At 73.7% G+C, this 19,427-nt stretch carries 7 protein-coding genes; 6 read left to right on the top strand and 1 reads right to left on the bottom strand.

Annotated elements, in window-relative coordinates:
• Positions 1–59: 59 nt before the first annotated feature.
• Positions 60–1,577, bottom strand: coding sequence for an FAD-dependent monooxygenase (locus AB0I98_RS42880; RefSeq protein ID WP_362951461.1), 1,518 nt, complete (start codon positions 1,575–1,577; stop codon positions 60–62).
• Positions 1,578–1,878: 301 nt separating this feature from the next.
• Here AB0I98_RS42880 and AB0I98_RS42875 point away from each other — a divergent pair, with 301 nt between their 5' ends.
• From AB0I98_RS42875 to AB0I98_RS42850, 6 genes are read left to right on the top strand one after another with little or no spacing between them, the layout of a single operon-like run.
• Positions 1,879–2,142: a phosphopantetheine-binding protein gene (locus AB0I98_RS42875; RefSeq protein ID WP_362951460.1), complete on the top strand. Its 264-nt coding sequence runs from the start codon at positions 1,879–1,881 to the stop codon at positions 2,140–2,142.
• The gene (locus AB0I98_RS42870; RefSeq protein ID WP_362951459.1) at positions 2,139–3,389 is read left to right on the top strand and encodes a cytochrome P450; all 1,251 of its coding nucleotides are present in this window, start codon (positions 2,139–2,141) and stop codon (positions 3,387–3,389) included. The genes AB0I98_RS42875 and AB0I98_RS42870 overlap by 4 nt, the downstream gene beginning before the upstream one ends.
• On the top strand, positions 3,386–4,123 hold the full coding sequence (locus tag AB0I98_RS42865; protein WP_362951457.1) for an alpha/beta fold hydrolase: 738 nt from the start codon (positions 3,386–3,388) through the stop codon (positions 4,121–4,123). Before AB0I98_RS42870 ends, AB0I98_RS42865 begins: the two co-directional genes overlap by 4 nt.
• Positions 4,124–4,179: 56 nt before the next feature.
• Positions 4,180–7,260 (top strand): acyltransferase domain-containing protein, encoded by a 3,081-nt coding sequence (locus AB0I98_RS42860; protein WP_362951455.1) that lies wholly within the window; start codon positions 4,180–4,182, stop codon positions 7,258–7,260.
• A gap of 39 nt (positions 7,261–7,299) precedes the next feature.
• The gene (locus tag AB0I98_RS42855) at positions 7,300–12,858 is read left to right on the top strand and encodes an SDR family NAD(P)-dependent oxidoreductase (protein WP_362951454.1); all 5,559 of its coding nucleotides are present in this window, start codon (positions 7,300–7,302) and stop codon (positions 12,856–12,858) included.
• Positions 12,859–12,867: 9 nt separating this feature from the next.
• Positions 12,868–19,425: a type I polyketide synthase gene (locus AB0I98_RS42850; protein ID WP_362951453.1), complete on the top strand. Its 6,558-nt coding sequence runs from the start codon at positions 12,868–12,870 to the stop codon at positions 19,423–19,425.
• Positions 19,426–19,427 lie beyond the last annotated feature (2 nt).

Raw genomic sequence — 19,427 nt, 5'->3', positions numbered from 1 at the left:
CTCACGCCAGCCCGACGTGACCGACAGCGTCCCGCGAACCGGTCACGTCGGGCGGTGTCTCACCCCGGCAGAGCCGGCCCGAACCAGGTGGCGAGGGCGGTGCGCAGCGCGCCGGTGTCGGGCGCGGCGTCGGCGGCGGCCGCCCAGGCGACATGGCCGTCGGGGCGGACCAGGAGCGCGCCGGGAGCGGGGATGTCGCCGACGGCCGGGACACTCCAGTGGTCGTCCTCGCTGCGCGCCTCGACGAGGTCGACGCGATCGGCCCAGCCGGCGGCGAGCGCCGCCACCTCGGCGCTGCCGCGCAGGTCGAGCAGGACGGGGCGGGCGGCGTGCAGCAGCTCGTGGACGCGGGTGGCGCCGTCGGCCGTCTTCAGGCCGGCGTCGGGGACCCGGCGGCCCGCCAGCAGATGGTCGCCGTCGGCCGGGTAGCGGATGTCCAGCGCGGTCAGCATCAGACGCAGCGACCGGTTGACGTCGTCGAGCACCATGAGCGAGCCGAACACCTCGCGCAGCGCGTCCGTCTGGGCGCCGGGGCGGGCCAGGGCCGACTGCGCCCGGGTGTTGTGCAGCACGCGCTCCCCGACGGGGTGGCGCTCGGCGTGGTAGCTGTCCAGCAGGCTCTCCGGCGCCCGGCCGCGCACCACCGAGGCGAGCTTCCAGCCGAGGTTGACCGCGTCCTGCACGCCCATGTTCAGGCCCTGCCCGCCGGCCGGGAAATGGATGTGCGCCGCGTCGCCCGCGAGCAGCACCCGGCCCTGCCGGTAGTGCTCGGCCTGCCGTGCGGCGTCGTTGAACCGGGACACCCAGCGCGGGCTGTGCATGCCGAAGTCGGTGCCCGCGACCCTGATCAGAGACTCCCTCAGCTGCTCGAACGTCGCCGGTCCGTCCCGGTCCGCGACCCGGTCGTACTCGGAGGTGATCACCCGGTACCAGCCCGGCTCGAAGGCGATCGCCGAGTAGTCGCCGGCCGGACAGCGCCGCACCCAGACGTAGTCCTCGGGCAGATCGGGCAGTTCGACGTCGCCGATCAGCGCGGTCATCGTCGCCTCGGTGCCGGGGAAGCCGATGCCGGCCAGCTTGCGCACCGTGCTGCGCCCGCCGTCGCAGCCCACGAGGTAGCGGGCGCGCAGCGGCGCGGGGGTCGCCTGTCCGGTGTTCAGCTCGACCGTCACGCCGGCCGCGTCCTGGCGCACCTCGGTCACCTCGCACGACCTGCGCACCCGCACGCCGAGCTCGGCCGCCCACTCCTCCAGCAGCCGCTCGATGTCGGACTGCAGGATCATCAGCGGGTAGGGGTGCCGGGACTCGGACTCGTCGAAGTCCAGATACAGGCCGGAGAAGTGGCCCACCGGCTGCAGCGCGCCGGCCGCCAGGAAGCGGTCCAGGATGCCGCGCTGGTCCAGCACCTCCAGGGTGCGGGAGTGCATCCCGCCGGCCCGTGACTCGCCCGTGCGCGCCGCGAGCCGCTCGACGACCATCACGTCGACGCCCGCCAGCCGCAGCTCGCAGGCGAGCATCAGGCCCGTCGGCCCGGCGCCCGCAATCACCACGTCCGCGTCCATGCCGGTGTGTCCCACGTCGTTTGCCCCCTCTATTCCACTGCTATTCCACTGCTTTTCCACTGCGCCTTCAGCGCCGTCATATGTTGTCCACTTGCCCTGTCCCGCCGGCGGGACGGTTTCTTCGGGAGCGGATGTTTCGGGGGTGCCAGCATGCGGGCGCGCCGGTCCACCCTCAACCTCACCGGCCGGCGCATGCGGCAGGCCGCCAACACGGTGTGAGCGGACGGGAATTCACGCGACACTCAATTCGGCCATTCACGGAATGTGTCTCGCCGGCGGGACAGCGCAAAGGGCCCCGGAGGAAGGAAAGACTGGCATGGAACAACAAGCCGCGCCTTCGAGTGCGCCGGTGTCGCTGAAGCAGGAAATCGCTCAGCTGTGGGCGGAACACCTGGGCGGCCGCGAGGTCGGCGTGGAGGACGACTTCTTCACGCTCGGCGGGAATTCACTGACCGGCATCAAGATCATCGACCGGGTGGCGCAGGACTACGGCGTCCAGCTGTCCGTGCGCGACTTCTACCTGGCGCAGACCCCGGCCCGGGTCGCCGAGCTGATCGAACAGGGGAGGGCGGGGACGTGAGGTTGACGCCGGGGGCCGGGCGCGACATCGACCTCGCCAGCGTCGACCTGTTCGACCTGGACCTGTACACCTCGGGCGATCCGCACCCGATCTGGGACGTGATGCGCGAGAGGGCACCGCTGCACCACCAAGTCCTCCCGGACGGCCGGGAGTTCTGGTCGGTGACCCGCTACGAGGACGTCTGCCGGGTGCTCGGCGACCACCGCGAGTTCACCTCGGAGCGCGGCACGGTGCCCACCCACCTGGGGACCGACGACGTCGCGGCCGGCGTGCTGCTGACGTCCACCGACCCGCCCCGGCACACCGAGGTCCGCCGGCCGCTGGGCTCCAAGCTCACCGCGCGGGCGGTGAAGTCCTGGCAGGACACGATCCGCCGGACGATCCAGCGCTTCCTGCAGCCCGCGCTCGACGGCGAGCCCTTCGACCTGGCCGAGAAGGCGCTGCTCCTGCCGGCGATGGTCACGGGCCCGCTCCTGGGCATCCCGGAGAAGGACTGGGAAGAACTCGTCCAGCTGACCGCGATGGTGACGGCCCCCTCGGACCCGCACTTCCGCACGGGCAGCGAAGCGGCGACCCTCGCCATCTCCCACCACGAGCTCGTCACCTACGTCAAGGACTGGGTCACGACGCGGCGGGCGAGCGGCGAGGAGGACGACAGCCTCCTGCACCACCTCATGAGCGTCCGCCCGGGCGGCGCACCGCTGACCGACGAGGAGATCGCCCTCGACGGCTACAGCATCCTCCTGGGCGCCAACGTGACGACGCCGCACACCGTCTCGGGCACCGTGCACGCGCTCATCGAGCGGCCCGAGCAGTTCGAGAAGGCGCAGGCAGACCCGACGCTGATCCCGAACCTGGTCGAGGAAGGCCTGCGCTGGACCTCGGCCGCCTGCAACTTCATGCGGTACGCCGTGGACGACGTGACGATCGGCGGGGGCACCATCCCGGCCCGCGGGGCGGTCGTCGCGTGGATCGGGTCGGCCAACCGGGACGCCGCCCAGTTCCCCGACCCGCACACCTTCGACATCACCCGCCCCAACGCCAAGCGCCAGATCGCGTTCGGGTTCGGGCCGCACTTCTGCATCGGGGCGCCGCTGGCCCGGATGACCCTGCGGATCTTCTTCGAGGAACTGCTCCAGCGGTTCGCCTCGATCGACCTGGCCGGCGAACCGCAGCACCTGCGGTCGTACTTCATCGCCGGGATGACCCACCTCCCCATCGTCGCGCAGAAACGGCCCACGCCATGACCTCCGGCTCCACCACCGCCGCGTCGCCGTGGTTCGTCCGGCCGCCGTCCACCGGCCACGCCGCCCGGCTCTTCTGCTTCCCTTTCTCCGGCTCCGGGGCCTCCGCCTTCAGCGCCTGGCCGGCAGCGCTCGACGACATCGAGGTCTGCCCGGTGCAGTTCCCCGGCCGCGAGAACCGGCTGGCCCATCCGCACTACGGCACCTACGAGAACCTCGCCGACGGCCTGGCGAACGCGCTGGCGCCGCTGCTCGAGGGGCCGTTCGCGTTCTTCGGGCACTGCGCGGGCGCGCTGCCCGCGTACGAGACCGTGCTGCGGCTCGCCGCACGCGGCTTGCCCACCCCGGACTGCCTGTTCGTGTCCGGCCAGCCGGCCCCGCACGACGCCACGCGCGACCGGATGCTCACGATGACCGAGCCCGAACTGCGCGCCGAGGTCGAGTCGTTCATCCGCGGCCGGGGCATCGAGCCGCGCCCGGACATGGTCGAGCTCGGCCTCATGGTGCTGCTGCGTGATCACGCCGCCGCGGGGGCCTACCGGCGCCAGGAGCCGGCCGCGGTGGACTGCCCCGTCGTCGTACTGCACTGGCGGGACGACCCGGACGTGGGCCTCGGCGACCTTCAGGGCTGGCGCCGGTACGCGGACTCGGTCGAGTTCCGGGTGCTCGAGGGCGGCCACTACGACTTCATGGACGCGCCGGACGAGCTGCGGAAGGTGCTGACCCGTTGGCTGTGAGCGCGACGCAGCCGCCCGCAAGAGCCGTACCCCGAGGGACACCGGAAGGACAGCGTATGAGTGGCGCAGCCGGCGATGTCGCCGTCATCGGGATGTCGTGCCGCTTCCCCGGCGTGCACAACCTGGGCGAGTTCTGGCGCCTGCTGGTCGAGGGGGAGTCGACCGTCGCCGCGTTCCCCGAACAGCGGGCCGCCGACGCGCACTGGCGGCACGCCTCCCACCCGGACGCCGCCACCTTGAACGCGGGGTCGTTCTTCGACTCCGTCGACGCCTTCGACGCGGAGTTCTTCCACGTGCCCGCGGCGGAGGCGGCCGCCATGGACCCCGTGCAGCGGCTGGGCCTGGAACTCGCCTGGGAGGCCGTCGAGGACGCCCGCATCCCGGCGGGCGCGCTCGCCAGCCGCGCGGTCGATGTCGTGGTCGGCGCCGCGCCCTCCGGGTACGACCTGCTGCGCAAGCAGTCCGGCAGCGACCGGGACGACCACTACGCCGCGCTCGGCTCCAGCGGTGCGCTGATCGCGAACCGGATCTCCAGCCTGTTCGACGTCCGCGGCATGAGTTTCTGCGCGGACTCGGGCCAGTCCTCCTCCCTGGTGTCGCTGGCGCTGACCTGCGAGCGGATCCGCAGCGGCGCCATCGACACGGCGATCGCGGGCGGCGTGCACCTGATCGTCGATCCGGAGGCGGGCGGCGCGCTGGCGAATCTGGGCGCCCTGTCGCCCGACGGCCGCTGCTTCACCTTCGACGAACGGGCCAGCGGCTTCGCCCGCGGCGAGGGCGGGGCGTTCGTCGTGCTGAAGCGGCTCGACCTCGCCGTCGCCGACGGCGATCACATCTACGCGGTGGTGCGCGGCTGGGGCGTCGGCAGCGGCGGAGCGTCCACCCGGATGCCCGATCCCAGCCCCGCCGGGCAGGCGGCGGCCGTGCTGTCCGCCCTCGAGAGTGCGGCCATCGCCTTCGAGACGGTCGACTACGTCGAGGCCCACGGCACCGGCACCCGGCTCGGTGACCCGGCGGAGATCGCCGGTCTGCGCGAGGTGTTCCGGGAAACCGGCCGCAGCCGCCGGCTGGCGATCGGCTCGGTGAAGACGAACGTCGGGCACCTGGAGCCGGCCGCGGGCATCGCCGGCTTCGTGAAGGCGGCGCTCTGCGTTCACCGCGCCCAGCTGGTGCCGAGCCTGAACTTCCGCTCTGCGAACCCCGCCATCACGGACTTCCACCACGACTTCGACGTTCCCCGGACCGTGCGGCCCTGGCCGGGCGGGCCCGGCCGGCCGCGCCGGGCGGGGGTGTCGGCGTTCGGCATGGGCGGCACCAACGCGCACGTGATCCTGGAACAGGCCCCCCAGGAGCGGACCGAACTCCCGGCAACCGACGAGCACTTGACCTCCGCCGGCGCTTCCCGGGTCCTGCCGTGGGTGCTGTCGGCGCGTTCGGAGCCGGCCCTGCGGGAGCAGGCGGCCCGCCTCAGGGATCTCGTGGCCGCGGACGCGTCGCTGTCGGCGGCCGACGTGGGCCACTCGCTGGTGTCCACCCGGTCGCTGTTCGCGCACCGGGCGGTGGTGCTCGGCGCCGGCCGCGAGGAGGCGCTGGCCGGTCTCGACCTGGTGGCGGCGGGCGGCGACGCGGCGCGCGCCGTGCGCGGGCAGGCCACGGGGCCGGTGGGCCCGGTCGTCTTCGTCTTCCCCGGCCAGGGCTCGCAGTGGCTGGGCATGGGCCGGCAGCTGTACGCGGAGTCGGACGCCTTCGCCCGCCGGATCGACGACTGTGCGCGCGCCCTTGCGCCGTGGGTGGACTGGTCGCTGGTGGACGTGGTGACCGGCGCCCGGTCGGCGCCGTCGCTGGACCGGGTGGACGTGGTGCAGCCGGCGCTGTTCGCGATGATGGTCTCCCTCGCCGAGCTGTGGCGCTCGCTGGGCGTGGTCCCGGACGCGGTGGTGGGGCACTCGCAGGGCGAGATCGCCGCGGCCTGCGTGTCGGGCGCCCTCTCGCTGGGGGACGCGGCCAAGATCGTGGCCCTGCGCAGCAAGGCGCTGACCGACCTGGCCGGCCTGGGCGGGATGACTGCGGTGGCCGCGCCTTTGGCCTGGGTTCAGGACCGGCTGCGGCAGTGGCCCGGGCGGCTGTCCGCGGCCGCCGTCAACGGGCCGGCCTCCGTGGTGATCTCCGGGGACGACGAGGCGCTGGAGCAGTTCGCCGCGACGGCGGCCGGTGACGGCATCCGGGTACGGCGGGTCAACGTGGACTACGCCTCCCACTCCCACCACGTCGAACGCATCCGTGACCGGCTGCTCGCGGACACCGCGGGCGTCGCGCCGAGGAAGTCGGCGGTGGAGTTCCACTCCACGGTCACCGGCCAACTGCTCGACACCCGCGTCCTCGACGGCACGTACTGGTACGACAACCTGCGCTCGATGGTGCGGTTCGGCGAGGTCGTCGACGGCCTGATGCGCGAGCGCGGCGGTGTGTTCGTGGAGGTCAGCCCGCATCCCGTGCTCCAGGTGGCGATGGCGGAGGCCGCCGACCAGCTGGCCCGCCCGCCGCTGGTGGTGAGCACCCTGCACAAGGACGACGGGAGCGCGGGCAAGGTCCTGGCGTCGCTGGCCGAACTGCACGTGCGCGGGGTGCCGGTGGACTGGACGGCGGTGTTCACCGCACACCGGCCGCGCCGGATCGGCCTGCCGACCTACGCCTTCCAGCGGCAGCGGTACTGGCTGACGGCGCCCGACGGTGCCGGCGCCACGCACAGCCCTGCCGCGCAGGCGGCGAGTGCCGGGGCGGCGGACCTGGGCTCGGAATCAGCGGTCCTCACCCTTGTGTGCGCCAAGACGGCGGCGCTGCTGAGCGCGAAGGACGCGGGCCTGACGGGCGCCGCTCTCGCGGCACGGTCGGGCGAGACGTTCAAGGCCCTGGGCTTCGACTCCTCGATGGCGGTGGGGCTGCGCAACCGGCTCACCGCGGCGGCCGGGGTGCGGCTGCCGGCCACCGTCGCGTTCACCTACCCCACCCCGCAGGCGCTCGCCCGCCACCTCTTCTCCCTCCTCGAACCCGAGGCCCCGGAACCGGAGGAGGACACAAGCCCGGAAAGCCGCAGTGATGACGATCTGTACGCATTGATCGACCGCGGATACGTGTAGCCACACCTTTCTTCTGAACAACCGTTGGGGGAGGCCCTGGTGGAGGATGTCGACAAGCTCCGGTCCTACTTGCGACGCGCCGTCGGCGATGCGCAGGAACTGCGTGAGCGGGTGCGCGAGCTGGAGGAGTCCGCCCGCGAGCCCATCGCGGTCGTGGGTGTGGGGTGTCGCTTCCCGGGCGGGGTGACGTCCCCCGACGGGCTGTGGTCGCTCGTGTCCGGCGGGGTGGACGCGATGGGCGACTTCCCGCAGGACCGCGGCTGGGACGTGGAGGCGCTGTACGACCCGGATCCCGAGGCGCGCGGGAAGACGTACACCCGCTCGGGCGGCTTCCTGCCCGATCTCGCGGACTTCGACGCGCCGTTCTTCGGCATCAGCCCGCGCGAGGCCCTCGCGATGGATCCGCAGCAGCGGCTGATGCTGGAGACGTCGTGGGAGGCGCTGGAACGGGCCGGGATCGACCCGGCCGGCCTGCGGGGCTCGGCGACCGGCGTGTTCACCGGCCTCTACGCGGTCGACTACGGCCCGCGGATGGGCGGCGGGGCCGCCGGCGACGTGGAGGGCTTCGCGATCCAGGGGACGTACACCAGCGTGGCCTCGGGCCGGGTGGCGTACGTGCTGGGGCTCGAGGGCCCGGCGGTGTCGACCGACACCGCGTGCTCGTCGTCGCTGGTCGCCGTCCACCAGGCCGTGCGGTCCCTGCGCTCCGGGGAGTGCGCGCTGGCGCTGGCCGGCGGGGTGTCGACGCTGCCGACGCCGGGGATGTTCGTGGAACTCGCCCGGCAGCGGGGCCTGTCCGCCGACGGCCGGTGCAAGGCGTTCGCGGAGGCCGCGGACGGCACCGGCTTCTCCGAGGGCGCCGGCGTGCTGGTCCTTCAGCGGCTGTCGGACGCGCTGCGCAACGGGCATCGCGTCTGGGCGGTGATCCGCGGCTCGGCCATCAACCAGGACGGCGCGTCCAACGGGCTGACCGCGCCGAACGAACTGGCGCAGCAGCGGGTGATCCGGGCAGCCCTGGCCGATGCCGGGCTGTCGGCCGGCGAGGTGGACGCGGTGGAGGCGCACGGCACCGGCACGAGGCTGGGCGACCCCATGGAGGCGCAGGCGCTGCTGGCCACCTACGGCCAGGACCGCGACCCGCGCAGCCCGCTGTGGCTGGGGTCGCTGAAGTCGAACATCGGCCACACCCAGGCCGCGGCGGGCGTCGGCGGCATCATCAAGATGATCATGGCGATGCGGCACGGGATGCTGCCCAAGACGCTGCACGTGGACCGCCCGACGACGCACGTGGACTGGTCGGACGGGGCGGTTCAGCTGCTGACCGAGGCCAGAAAGTGGACCGCCCCGGCCGGCCGGCCCCGCCGCGCGGGCGTGTCGTCGTTCGGGATCAGCGGCACCAACGCGCACCTGATCCTGGAGCAGGCACCCCAGGTGCGGGCGGAACCGCCCGCCGCAGAAGAGGACTTGGGCACCGCCCCGGGGGCGGTGCCGTGGGTGCTGTCGGCGCGGTCGGCTCCGGCGCTGCGGGAGCAGGCACTGCGGCTGCGGGACAGCGTGGCCGCGACCCCCGGCACCGACCTGCCGGCCGTGGGGCATGCGCTGGTGACGACGCGCTCGCTGTTCGAGCACCGCCAGGTGGTGATCGGCGCCGACCGGGACGAACTGCTCGCCGCGCTGGCCGCCGTGGCCGCGGGTGACGAGCCCGGCCCGGCCGCCGCGGTGTCCGGAGTCGCCAAGCCGGTGGGCAAGACGGTGTTCGTCTTCCCGGGCCAGGGGGCGCAGTGGGCCGCGATGGGCCGCGAACTCATGGACACCTCCCCGGTCTTCGCCGAGGAACTGCGCGCCTGCGCGCAGGCGCTTAAGCCGTGGGTGTCCTGGTCGTTGATCGACACCGTGTGCGGCGGGCCGGCGGCGGCGGACCTGGAGGACATCGACGTCGTCCAGCCGGTGCTGTTCGCGGTGATGGTGTCGCTGGCGCGGGTGTGGCGTTCGCTGGGGGTGACACCGGATGCGGTGATCGGCCACTCCCAGGGCGAGATCGCCGCGGCCTACGTCGCCGGCGCTCTGACCCTGCCCGACGCGGCCAAGATCGTGGCCCTGCGGTCCCGGCTCCTGGCCACCGTCACCGGGCAGGGCAGCATGGCCGGGATCCTGCTGCCCGAACACCGGGTGCGGGAACTGCTTCAGGGGCGGGAATCGAGGATCGGGATCGCCGCGGTCAACGGACCGAACTCGACGACGGTCTCCGGTGAGAGCGAGGCGGTCGAGGAACTGGTCGCCGCCTGCCAGGCCGAGGGCGCCCGCGCCCGGTTGATCAAGTCCAGCGTGCCCGGCCACTCGCCGCTGATGGACCGCTTCGACGGCCGGCTCCAGGACGAGCTGGGCCGCATCACCCCGCTGCCCTCACCGGTGACGATCTACTCGACGGTGACCGGCGGGCCGATCGACCCGCTGGAACTCGATGCGGCCTACTGGTACCGCAACCTGCGGGAGCCTGTGCAGTTCGCCGCCGCCATGGGCCGCCTGGTCGAACAGGAGCCGCACAGCGCGGTCATCGAGCTCAGCCCGCACCCGCTGCTCGTGATGAACATCCAGGAGATGTTCGACACCACCCCCGGCGCCACCGGGTTCGCGGTGGGCTCGCTGCGCCGCGACGAGGGCGGCCTGGCGCGGCTGTACCAGTCGGCGGCCGAGGCCTTCGTCGCGGGCCTCGCGGTGTCGTGGCAGGCGGCGTTCCCCGGCCGGGACGGCCGGTGGGCCGAACTGCCCACGTACGCCTTCCAGCGGCAGCGCTACTGGCTGAACACCCCCGGCGAGACCACCACCGCGAGCACGTCGGACCACCCGCTGCTCGACGCCGTGATCGATCTGCCCGGCGACGGGGAGAGCGGCGGGGTGGTGGGCAGCGGGCGCCTGTCGCCGGAACGCCACCCGTGGCTCGCCGACCATGTGGTGCACGGCGCCGTCCTGGTGCCGGCCACCGTGCTGGCGGAGCTGGCGATGTGGGCGGCGCACACGGTGGGGTGCGACGTCGTCGACGAACTCACCCTGGAAACACCGCTGGTGCTGTCCCGGACGGCCGATCGCGAGATCCGCGTCGTGGTCGACGGCAAGCAGGTGATCAGCGTGTACTCACGGGGCGAGGGCGAGGACGAGTGGACGCGCAACGCCGTCGGGGCCGCCGGGACCGGGACCTCGGCAGCTCCTGCGGCGGAAGGCCTCGCCGCGTGGCCTCCCGCGGGCGCGGCCGCGGTGCCCTTCGAGGACGAGTACGCCCGGCTGTCCGCCCTCGGCTTCAGCTACGGGCCCCGCTTCCGCGGCCTGAAGGGGGTGTGGCGCCAGGGCGACACGCTGTTCGCGGAGGTGGAGCCGGCCGAGCCCGACGGCGCGGACCAGGGCCGGTTCCGCATCCACCCGGCGCTGCTGCACGCCGCGTTGCTCCCGATCGGCCTCGGACAGTTCGTCGACAACTCCCGGCCCGAGGGCTGGCTGCCGCTGCGCTGCACGGGCCTGCGCGTGAACTCCGCCCGGCCGACCGGCCTGCGCGTCCGTCTCGCCCCCGCGGGGCACAACGCGCTGTCGGTGACCCTCGCGGACCAGAACGGGACACCCGTCGGCGGCATCGCCTCGCTGAGCCTTGAGCCCGCGGACGTCGAGCAGCTGACCGCGCTGGGCTTCGACCACCAGGACGCGCTGTTCCAGCAGGACTGGACCCCCCTCACGGTCCCGCCCGGCGGGGCGGGGGCGGCCGGCCGGTACGCGGTGCTGGGAGCGGCCGACGCGGTGGGACAGGACGCGGAGCTCTTCGCCGATCTCGACGAACTCGCCGCCTTTGAAGGGGAGATACCCCCCGTCGTCATCGCCGCCCTCGACCGGGCGGGCGCCGACGGCGGTGACACGCCCGCCGCCGTCGAGCGCACCCTGCACCGGGTGCTGCGCTGGACGCAGGCCTGGCTCCGCGACGACCGGTTCGCCGACTCCCATCTGGTCATCGTGACGCGGGAGGCGTTCCGCGACGAGCACGTTCCCCACCCCGATCCCGCGGCGGCCGCGGTCTGGGGATTCGTCCGCACCGCGCAGACCGAGAACCCCGGCCGGTTCACGCTCGTGGACATCGACGACCAGCCCGCCTCCCGGGCCCTGGTCCCGGCGGCGGCCGCCACCGGGGAACCCCAGCTCAAGATCCGCACCGGCGGCGTGACCACCCCCCGCCTGGCGCACACCCCCGCCGCATCCGCGCCGGACGGGCCCGCCCTCGGCGCCGGGACGGTGCTGATCACGGGCGGCACCAGCGGCCTGGGCGCCCTGCTGGCCCGGCACCTGGTGAAGCGGCACGGCGTACGCCGGCTGCTGCTGACCAGCAGGCGCGGGCCGGCGGCTCCGGCGGCGGCAGCGCTGCGGGAGGAACTGACCGCCGCGGGCGCCGAGACCGAGGTCGTGGCCTGCGATGTCACGAGCCGTGAGGCCGTCGCCGAACTGATCGCCGCGGTGCCCTCCGCACACCCGCTGACGGCGGTCATCCACTGCGCGGGCGTGCTGGACGACGGCGTCGTCGAGGCGCTGACCGAGGACCGTATCGACGCGGTCCTGGCACCGAAGGTGCACGGTGCCTGGCACCTGCACGAGCAGACCAGGCACCTGGAGCTGTCCGCGTTCGTGCTGTTCTCCTCCATCGCGAGCGTCCTGGGGACGGCGGGACAGGCCAACTACGCGGCGGCCAACGCGTTCCTCAACGGCCTCGCCCAGGCCCGCCGCGCCGAGCAACTGCCCGCCACCTCCCTGTGCTGGGGCTTTTGGGCCGAGCGCAGCGAGATGAGCGCCGACCTCGGCGACGCGGACGTCGTACGCCTGGGGCGGCAGGGCGTGCAGCCGATGTCGTCGCAGGAAGGGCTCGCCCTCTTCGACGCCGCGCTCACGGTGGACGAGCCGGTGCTGGTGCCGGTGCGGCTGAACCTCGCGGCACTGGGCACACCGGACGCCGGCGCCACGGCCTCGCCGCTGCTGCGCGGCCTGACCGGGACGACCGCCGCAGCCGGCGGCCCGGACAGCCGGGAGCCTGCCGGTATCGCCCTCGCGCAGCGGTTGAGGTCGCTGCCGCCGGCCGACGCGGAGACGGTGCTGCTCGATGCCGTCCGCACGCAGACCGCGATCGTCCTCGGCCACGCCGACACCGGGCGGATCGGTCCGAGCGCGGCGTTCAAGAAACTGGGCATCGACTCGCTCACGGCGCTGGAACTGCGGAACAAGCTGGCGGCGGTGACCGGCCTGAAGCTGCCCGCCACGCTCGTGTTCGACCACCCCAACCCGGGCGCCCTCGCGCAGTTCCTGAACGCGCGGATCACCCCCGACTCCGGGGCCGGCCAGGGCTCCCCGGCCGATCACCTGGCGAAGGAGATCGAGAACCTGGGCGCCCGGCTCGAGGACGCCTTCCGCACCCTCGCCGCCAAGGACCAGGCCGCCCTTTCCACGCTGCTCGGCGAAGTGCAGGGCCGAGTCCGTTCGATGGCGAGCGCCGGATCACCGGTCGCCATCGTCGACCAGATCAGTTCGGCCTCGGCGGGAGAGCTGCTCTCGCTGCTGGACAAAGAGCTCGGCTAGGGGAGAGCGATGACGAACGACAACAACGCCGAGGTTCTCGACTACCTCAAGCGCACCTCGATCGAGCTGATCGAGACACGCAAGCGCCTGCAGGAGCTGACGGACGCCGCCGGCGAGCCCATCGCGGTGGTGGGCGTCGCCTGCCGTTTCCCCGGCGGTGCGGCGTCCCCGGAGGCGCTGTGGGAGCTGGTGCGCGAGGGCGCGGACGTCGTGGCGGACTTCCCCGAGGACCGGGGCTGGGACCTTGAGGCCCTCTACGACCCGGATCCGGACCGGCCGGGCACCTGTTCCACGCGCTCGGGCGGATTCCTGTACGACGCGGGTGACTTCGACGCCGAGTTCTTCGAGATCAATCCGCGCGAGGCGCTGGCCGCCGACCCGCAGCACCGGCTGCTGCTGGAGACGTCGTGGGAGTCCCTGGAACGGGCCGGCATCGACCCGCAGACCCTGCACGGCAGCGACACCGGCGTCTTCGCGGGCCTGGCGTACTTCGGGTACGGCAACCACTTCTTCACCCCCGAGACCATCGCGGGCTACGGGCAGACCGGTTCCCTGCTGAGCGTGGCGTCCGGGCGCGTGGCGTACGCGCTGGGCCTTGAGGGCCCGGCGGTGTCGGTCGACACCGCCTGCTCGTCGTCGCTGGTGGCGGTGCACCAGGCGGTGCAGTCGCTGCGGCAGGGCGAGTGCTCTCTGGCCCTGGCCGGCGGCGTCACCGTCATGGGCACGACGCAGGTGCTGCGGGAGATGTCACGGCTGCGGGGCCTGTCCGCCGACGGCCGCTGCAAGGCGTTCGCCCAGGCCGCGGACGGCACCGGCTTCTCCGAGGGCGCCGGGATGCTGGTCCTTCAGCGGCTGTCGGACGCGCGGCGCGGCGGGCGCCGGATCTGGGCGGTGATCCGCGGCTCGGCCATCAACCAGGACGGCGCGTCCAACGGGCTGACCGCGCCCAACGGTCCGGCCCAGCAGCGCGTGATCCGGGCCGCGCTGGCGAACGCCCGGCTGCAGGCCGGCGAGGTGGACGCGGTGGAGGCGCACGGCACCGGCACCACACTGGGCGACCCCATCGAGGCGCAGGCGCTGCTGGCCACCTACGGCCAGGAGCGGGAGGCCCACAGTCCGCTGTGGCTGGGGTCGCTGAAGTCGAACATCGGCCACACCCAGGCCGCGGCGGGCGTCGGCGGCATCATCAAGATGATCATGGCGATGCGGCACGGGATGCTGCCCAAGACGCTGCACGTGGACCGCCCGACGACGCACGTGGACTGGTCGGACGGGGCGGTTCAGCTGCTGACCGAGGCCAGAAAGTGGACCGCCCCGGCCGGCCGGCCCCGCCGCGCCGGCGTGTCCAGCTTCGGGGCCAGCGGCACCAACGCGCACCTGATCCTCGAGCAGGCCCCCGACACCACCGAGCAGGCGCCCGAGGCGGAGCCGGCCCCCGGCCTCACCGGGCTGGTCCCGTGGGCCGTATCGGCGCGCTCGGAGCAGGCGCTGCGGGCGCAGGCGGAGCGACTGCACGCATTCGCCGCCGCCCATCCGGATGCGGACATCGCCGATGTCGGCTGGTCGCTGGTGTCGAGCCGATCCCGGTTCGCGCACCGCGCGGTGGTGCTGGGCCGCGACCGGGACGAGCTGCTCGCCGCCCTGGCGGCGCTGCGCGAGGGCGCGGAGTCCGCCGCGGTGGTGCGGGGCGTCGCAGCGGAACTCGGCGGCTGCGTCTTCATGTTCCCCGGGCAGGGCTCGCCCTGGGCCGGTGTGGCACGCCAGTGGTACGACACCTTCCCCGCCTTCGCGCAGAGCCTCGACGAGATCTGCGCACACTTCGACGCACATCTCCCCTTCGCGCTGGGGCCCCTGCTCCTCGCCGACGACCCCGCGGGACGCGAGCGTACGGACATCGCGCAGCCGGCGCTGTTCGCCCTGCAGGTCAGCCTGTACCGGCTGCTGGCGCAGTACGGTCCGCGGCCCGACCACCTGATCGGTCACTCCGTCGGCGAGATCGCCGCCGCCCATGTGTCCGGAGTCCTCGACCTGGACACCGCGGTCCGGCTGGTGGCCGCCCGCGGACGGACCATGCAGACCGTCACCGAACGCGGCGCCATGCTGGCCGTCCGAGCCTCCCAGGCCGAGGTGAGCCCCCTGCTCGGCGCGTACGGCCGCCTCGGCATCGCCGCCGTCAACGGCCCGGAGTCGGTGGTGGTCTCGGGCCTGCGCGAGGAGGTCCACGCCCTGAAGGAACGGCTCGTCGCCGACGGCACATCGGCGAAACTGCTCCCGGTCGACCACGCGTTCCACTCCCCGCTCATGGACCCGATCCTGGACGAGTTCGCGGCAGCGATCGGTGACCTGCCCGCGGGCGAGATGTCGATCCCGATCGTCTCGACCCGGCTGGGCCGCGAGGCCACGCTGCGGGAGCTGACGTCCGCCGAGCACTGGGTGGACCACGTCCGCGCACCCGTCCGCTTCTACGACGCCGTGGAGTGCGCCCGTGCGGCCGGCGCCGACGTCTTCCTCGACGTGGGGCCGGGAGCGACGCTCGCGAGCATCACCAAGGAGGCCTTCGCCGGTGAGGGCGTGCCCGACGCGGTGGTCCTGTCGGCGTCGCGGCCGGGCCGCCCGGCGGCCGAGGCCCTGGTCGGCGCGCTGGCCGAACTGCACGCCCACGGCGGGTCGGTGAACTTCGATGCCCTGTTCGGCACGCGCCGGCAGGTGGACCTGCCGACGTACGCGTTCCAGCGGCAGCGGTACTGGCTGGACTTCCTGGCCGGCATGGGCTCGGCGGACGTCGCCTCCGCCGGTCTGTCGGCCCCGGAGCACCCGCTGCTGGGCGCCTGCGTGGACCACCCCGGCACCGACGAGGTGGTGTTCACCGGCCGCTGGTCCCTGCGGAGTCACGACTGGCTGGCCGATCACGCCGTGTTCGGTGCGGTCGTCGTCCCGGCGACGGCCTACCTGGACCTGGCGCTGTCGGTGGGCGGCCACGTCGGCTGCGGTGCGGTTGAGGAACTCTCCCTGGAAGTTCCCCTGATCCTGCCCGAGGCGGGCGACGTGCAGGTGCGCGTCGTCGTCGGCGCGGCAAACGAGACGGGACGCCGCCCGGTGGACGTGTACGCGCGCCCCGGCGACGACGCCCCGGTGGCGGGCGGCTGGACCCGGCACGCGCGGGGGAGCCTGGCACCGGGCACACCGCCGACGCCCGCGCGGGCCGAGGAGGCGCGCTCGCTTGCCGCCTGGCCGCCGGCCGGGGCGCGGCAGCTCGACTTCGACGGCCTCTACGACTCCCTCGCGGACGGCGGCTTCGACTACGGTCCGGCGTTCCGCGGGCTGCGCGAGGTCTGGCAGCACGGCGACGACCTGTTCGCCCTCGCCACCCTGCCGGCCGGCGCCGAGGCCCCGGCCGGCGGCGGGTTCGCCCTGCACCCGGCCCTGCTCGACACCGTCCTGCACGCGGTGGTGGCCGGCGGTGTCATCGAGGTGACGGGCGAGCAGGGCTGGATGCCCTTCTCGTGGTCCGGCGTGCACCTGGCCGGCCCGTGCGGCCCCACCGTGAAGGTCCGGCTCTCCCCGGCCGGCGAAGGCGTCGTGTCCGTGGCGATCGCCGACGAGCACGGCCGCCCGATCGCATCCGTCGACGCGCTGACGTTCCGGCCGGCCAGCGCCGAGCAGGTGCGCTCGGCACGCGGCGGGCAGGAGCAGCCGCTGTACGAGCTGGCGTGGCGGCCGGTCCAGGAGAGCACGCGGGAAACCCACCACGGGCCGTGGGGCGTCATCGGCGCGCACAACGGCCTGGCCTCCCGGCTCACGGCGGCGGGCGGCGAGAGCGCCGTGTGCTACGCGTCCCTGGACGACGTCCTTACGGGCCGGCCGCCCCGGCACATCGTCCTGTGCCTGGACGACGTCGTCGCCGCCGGCCCCGATCTGCTCGCCACGGTCACCGGCACCGACCAGCGCGTCCTGGACTGGGTCCAGCGCTTCCTCGCCGAGGAATCCCTCGCCGAATCCACGCTGGTGGTGCTCACCCGCCTGGCCCTGGACACCGGGGCGGGGGAGAGCGTCGAAAGCCTTCCCGGCGCGTCCGTGTGGGGGCTGATCCGGTCCGCCCGCACCGAGCACCCCGGCAGGTTCCGGCTGGTGGACATCGACGACGAGCAGGCCTCCTGGGCCCGCTTCCCGGACGTGCTCGCCCTTGGTGAGGACCAACTGGCGCTGCGCGGCGGCACCTGCCTCCTGCCGCGCATGACGCCGGCCGCACCCGCGGACCACCGGATCGAGCCCCCGGCCACCGGCGCCCACCGGCTGGGCATCCCGACCAAGGGGACGCTGGAGAACCTGACCTGGATCCCGTGCCCCGAGGTGGAAGCGCCCCTGACGAGCGGCCAGGTCCGCATCGCCGTCCAGGCCGCGGGGCTCAACTTCCGTGACGTCACGATCGCGTTGGGACTGGTGGACCGGACGGCCATCGACGCCGGGCTGGGCAGCGAGGGCGCCGGAGTGGTGCTGGAGGTCGCCGACGACGTCACACGTCTTGCGCCGGGTGACCGGGTGACCGGCATCTTCACCGGCGCCTTCGGCCGCGTGGCCGTGGCGGATCACCGCATGCTCACGACCGTCCCCGACGGGTGGAGCTACGCCGAGGCGGCATCGGTGCCGAGCACCTTCCTCACCGCCTACTACGCGCTCTTCCACGTCACACGGCTGACGAAGGGACAGCGGATCCTCATCCACGCCGCGGCCGGCGGCGTCGGCATGGCCGCCGTCCAGCTGGCCCGGCACGCCGGCGCCGAGATCTACGCAACCGCCAGCCCGGCCAAGTGGCCCACCCTGCGCGGCCTGGGACTGGACGACGCGCACCTGGCCTCGTCGCGCGATCTGCGCTTCGCCCAGAAGTTCCTGGAATCCACGGGTGGCCGCGGGGTCGACGTCGTCCTGAACTCCCTCGCGCACGACTTCGTCGACGCCTCACTGAAGCTGCTCCCCGAGGGCGGAACGTTCATCGAGATGGGCAAGACGGACATCCGCGAGCCCCACCAGGTGGCGGCCGGCCATCCCGGCGTCGCCTACCGGGCCTTCGACCTGTACGAGGCGGGCCCGGACGCGATCCACGACATGTTCCGGGCCGTCATGGAGCTGTTCGCCGACGGGCGGGTGCAGCTCAATCCGGTCTCCGTGCGCCACATCCGCGACGCGCGCAGGACGTTCCGCGAGATGAGCCAGGGCCGCCACATCGGCAAGCTGGTCTTCGAGGTGGGCGGCGGCTTCGGCGGCGGCAGCGTGCTGGTCACCGGCGGGACCGGGGGAGTGGGATCGCTCGTGGCGCGGCACCTGGTCGCCGAACACGGCGTGCGGAGCCTGGTGCTGGCGAGCCGTCGGGGACCGGCGGCCGACGGCGTGGACGAGCTGGTCGCGGACCTTGAGGGTGCGGGTGCGGCCGTCCGCGTCGTGGCCTGCGACGTCGCGGACCGGGCCGCCGTCGCGGAGCTGCTCGCGGACATGCCCCCGCGCTACCCGCTGACGGCCGTCGTGCACGCGGCGGGTGTGCTGGCGGACGGCACCGTCGAGTCGCTGACCGCCGACCGCCTCGACCACGTGCTGCGCGCCAAGGCCGGCGGCGCCATCAACCTGCACGAGCTGACCCTCGATCGCCCCCTGTCGGCGTTCGTCCAGTTCTCCGCCCTCGCCGGCACGCTCGGCAACGCGGGACAGGCCAACTACGCCGCGGCGAACGCCTTCCTGGACGGTCTGGCGGCGCGGCGCAGGGCCTTGGGCCTGGCCGGCACCTCCCTGTGCTGGGGCTGGTGGGAGCAGAGCAGCGGCATGACCGGGGACCTCGACCAGGCCGACCTCTCCCGGCTGCGGCGCAGCGGCATCGCCGCGATGCCGACCCCCGAGGCCCTGGCCCTGTTCGACACGGCGTGCGCCATCGACAAGCCGGTCCTCATCCCGGCCCGGGTGGACATCGCTGCGCTGCGGAACAAGGCCGGTGACGAACTGCCGCCGCTCCTGCGCGACCTCGCCGCCGGCGGCCGACCACGCCGCACCAGCGCGGGCACGGCCACCGGCGGCGGCGCCCTGGGCCTGCCGGCCAGGCTGGCCGGCCTGCCGGCGGACGAAGCGGCACCAGCCGTCCTCGACTGGGTCCGCGACCAGGTCGCCCTCGTGCTCGGCCACCCCGCCGGCGCGGTCGTCGACGCCGACCAGGCCTTCACCCAGCTCGGCTTCGACTCGCTGACCTCGGTCGAACTGTGCAACCGCCTGGCCGCCCAGACCGGACTGCGCCTGCCGACCACCCTCGTCTTCAGCTACCCCACACCCCGCGAGCTGAGCGAGCACATCCGCGGCCTGCTGCGTCCGGCACCGGACACCGGCCCGGACGAGGACGCCGGGATCCGGGAGGCGCTGCGCCACGTCTCGATCGACCGGCTGCGCAGCGCGGGCCTCCTGGAGCAGGTTCTGGCCTGCGCCGGCCCGCCCGGGCCGGACACCGACGGGCCGGGGCCGGAGGCGGACGGCGGTGCGGGCGAACTCGCGGACCTGGACCTGGAAGCACTCGTAGACCTGGCTCTGGAATGAGA

It is taken from the genome of Streptomyces sp. NPDC050211, from assembly GCF_040656035.1.
Lineage (GTDB): Bacteria > Actinomycetota > Actinomycetes > Streptomycetales > Streptomycetaceae > Streptomyces.
This window is presented reverse-complemented; position numbering and strand designations above follow the sequence as displayed.

What these genes read in the sequence shown, in the direction of transcription:
- AB0I98_RS42875 (WP_362951460.1), top strand. Translation starts at nt 1,879, where the DNA reads ATGGAACAACAAGCCGCGCCTTCGAGTGCGCCGGTGTCGCTGAAGCAG.
- AB0I98_RS42865 (WP_362951457.1), top strand. Translation starts at nt 3,386, where the DNA reads ATGACCTCCGGCTCCACCACCGCCGCGTCGCCGTGGTTCGTCCGGCCG.
- AB0I98_RS42860 (WP_362951455.1), top strand. Translation starts at nt 4,180, where the DNA reads ATGAGTGGCGCAGCCGGCGATGTCGCCGTCATCGGGATGTCGTGCCGC.
- AB0I98_RS42850 (WP_362951453.1), top strand. Translation starts at nt 12,868, where the DNA reads ATGACGAACGACAACAACGCCGAGGTTCTCGACTACCTCAAGCGCACC.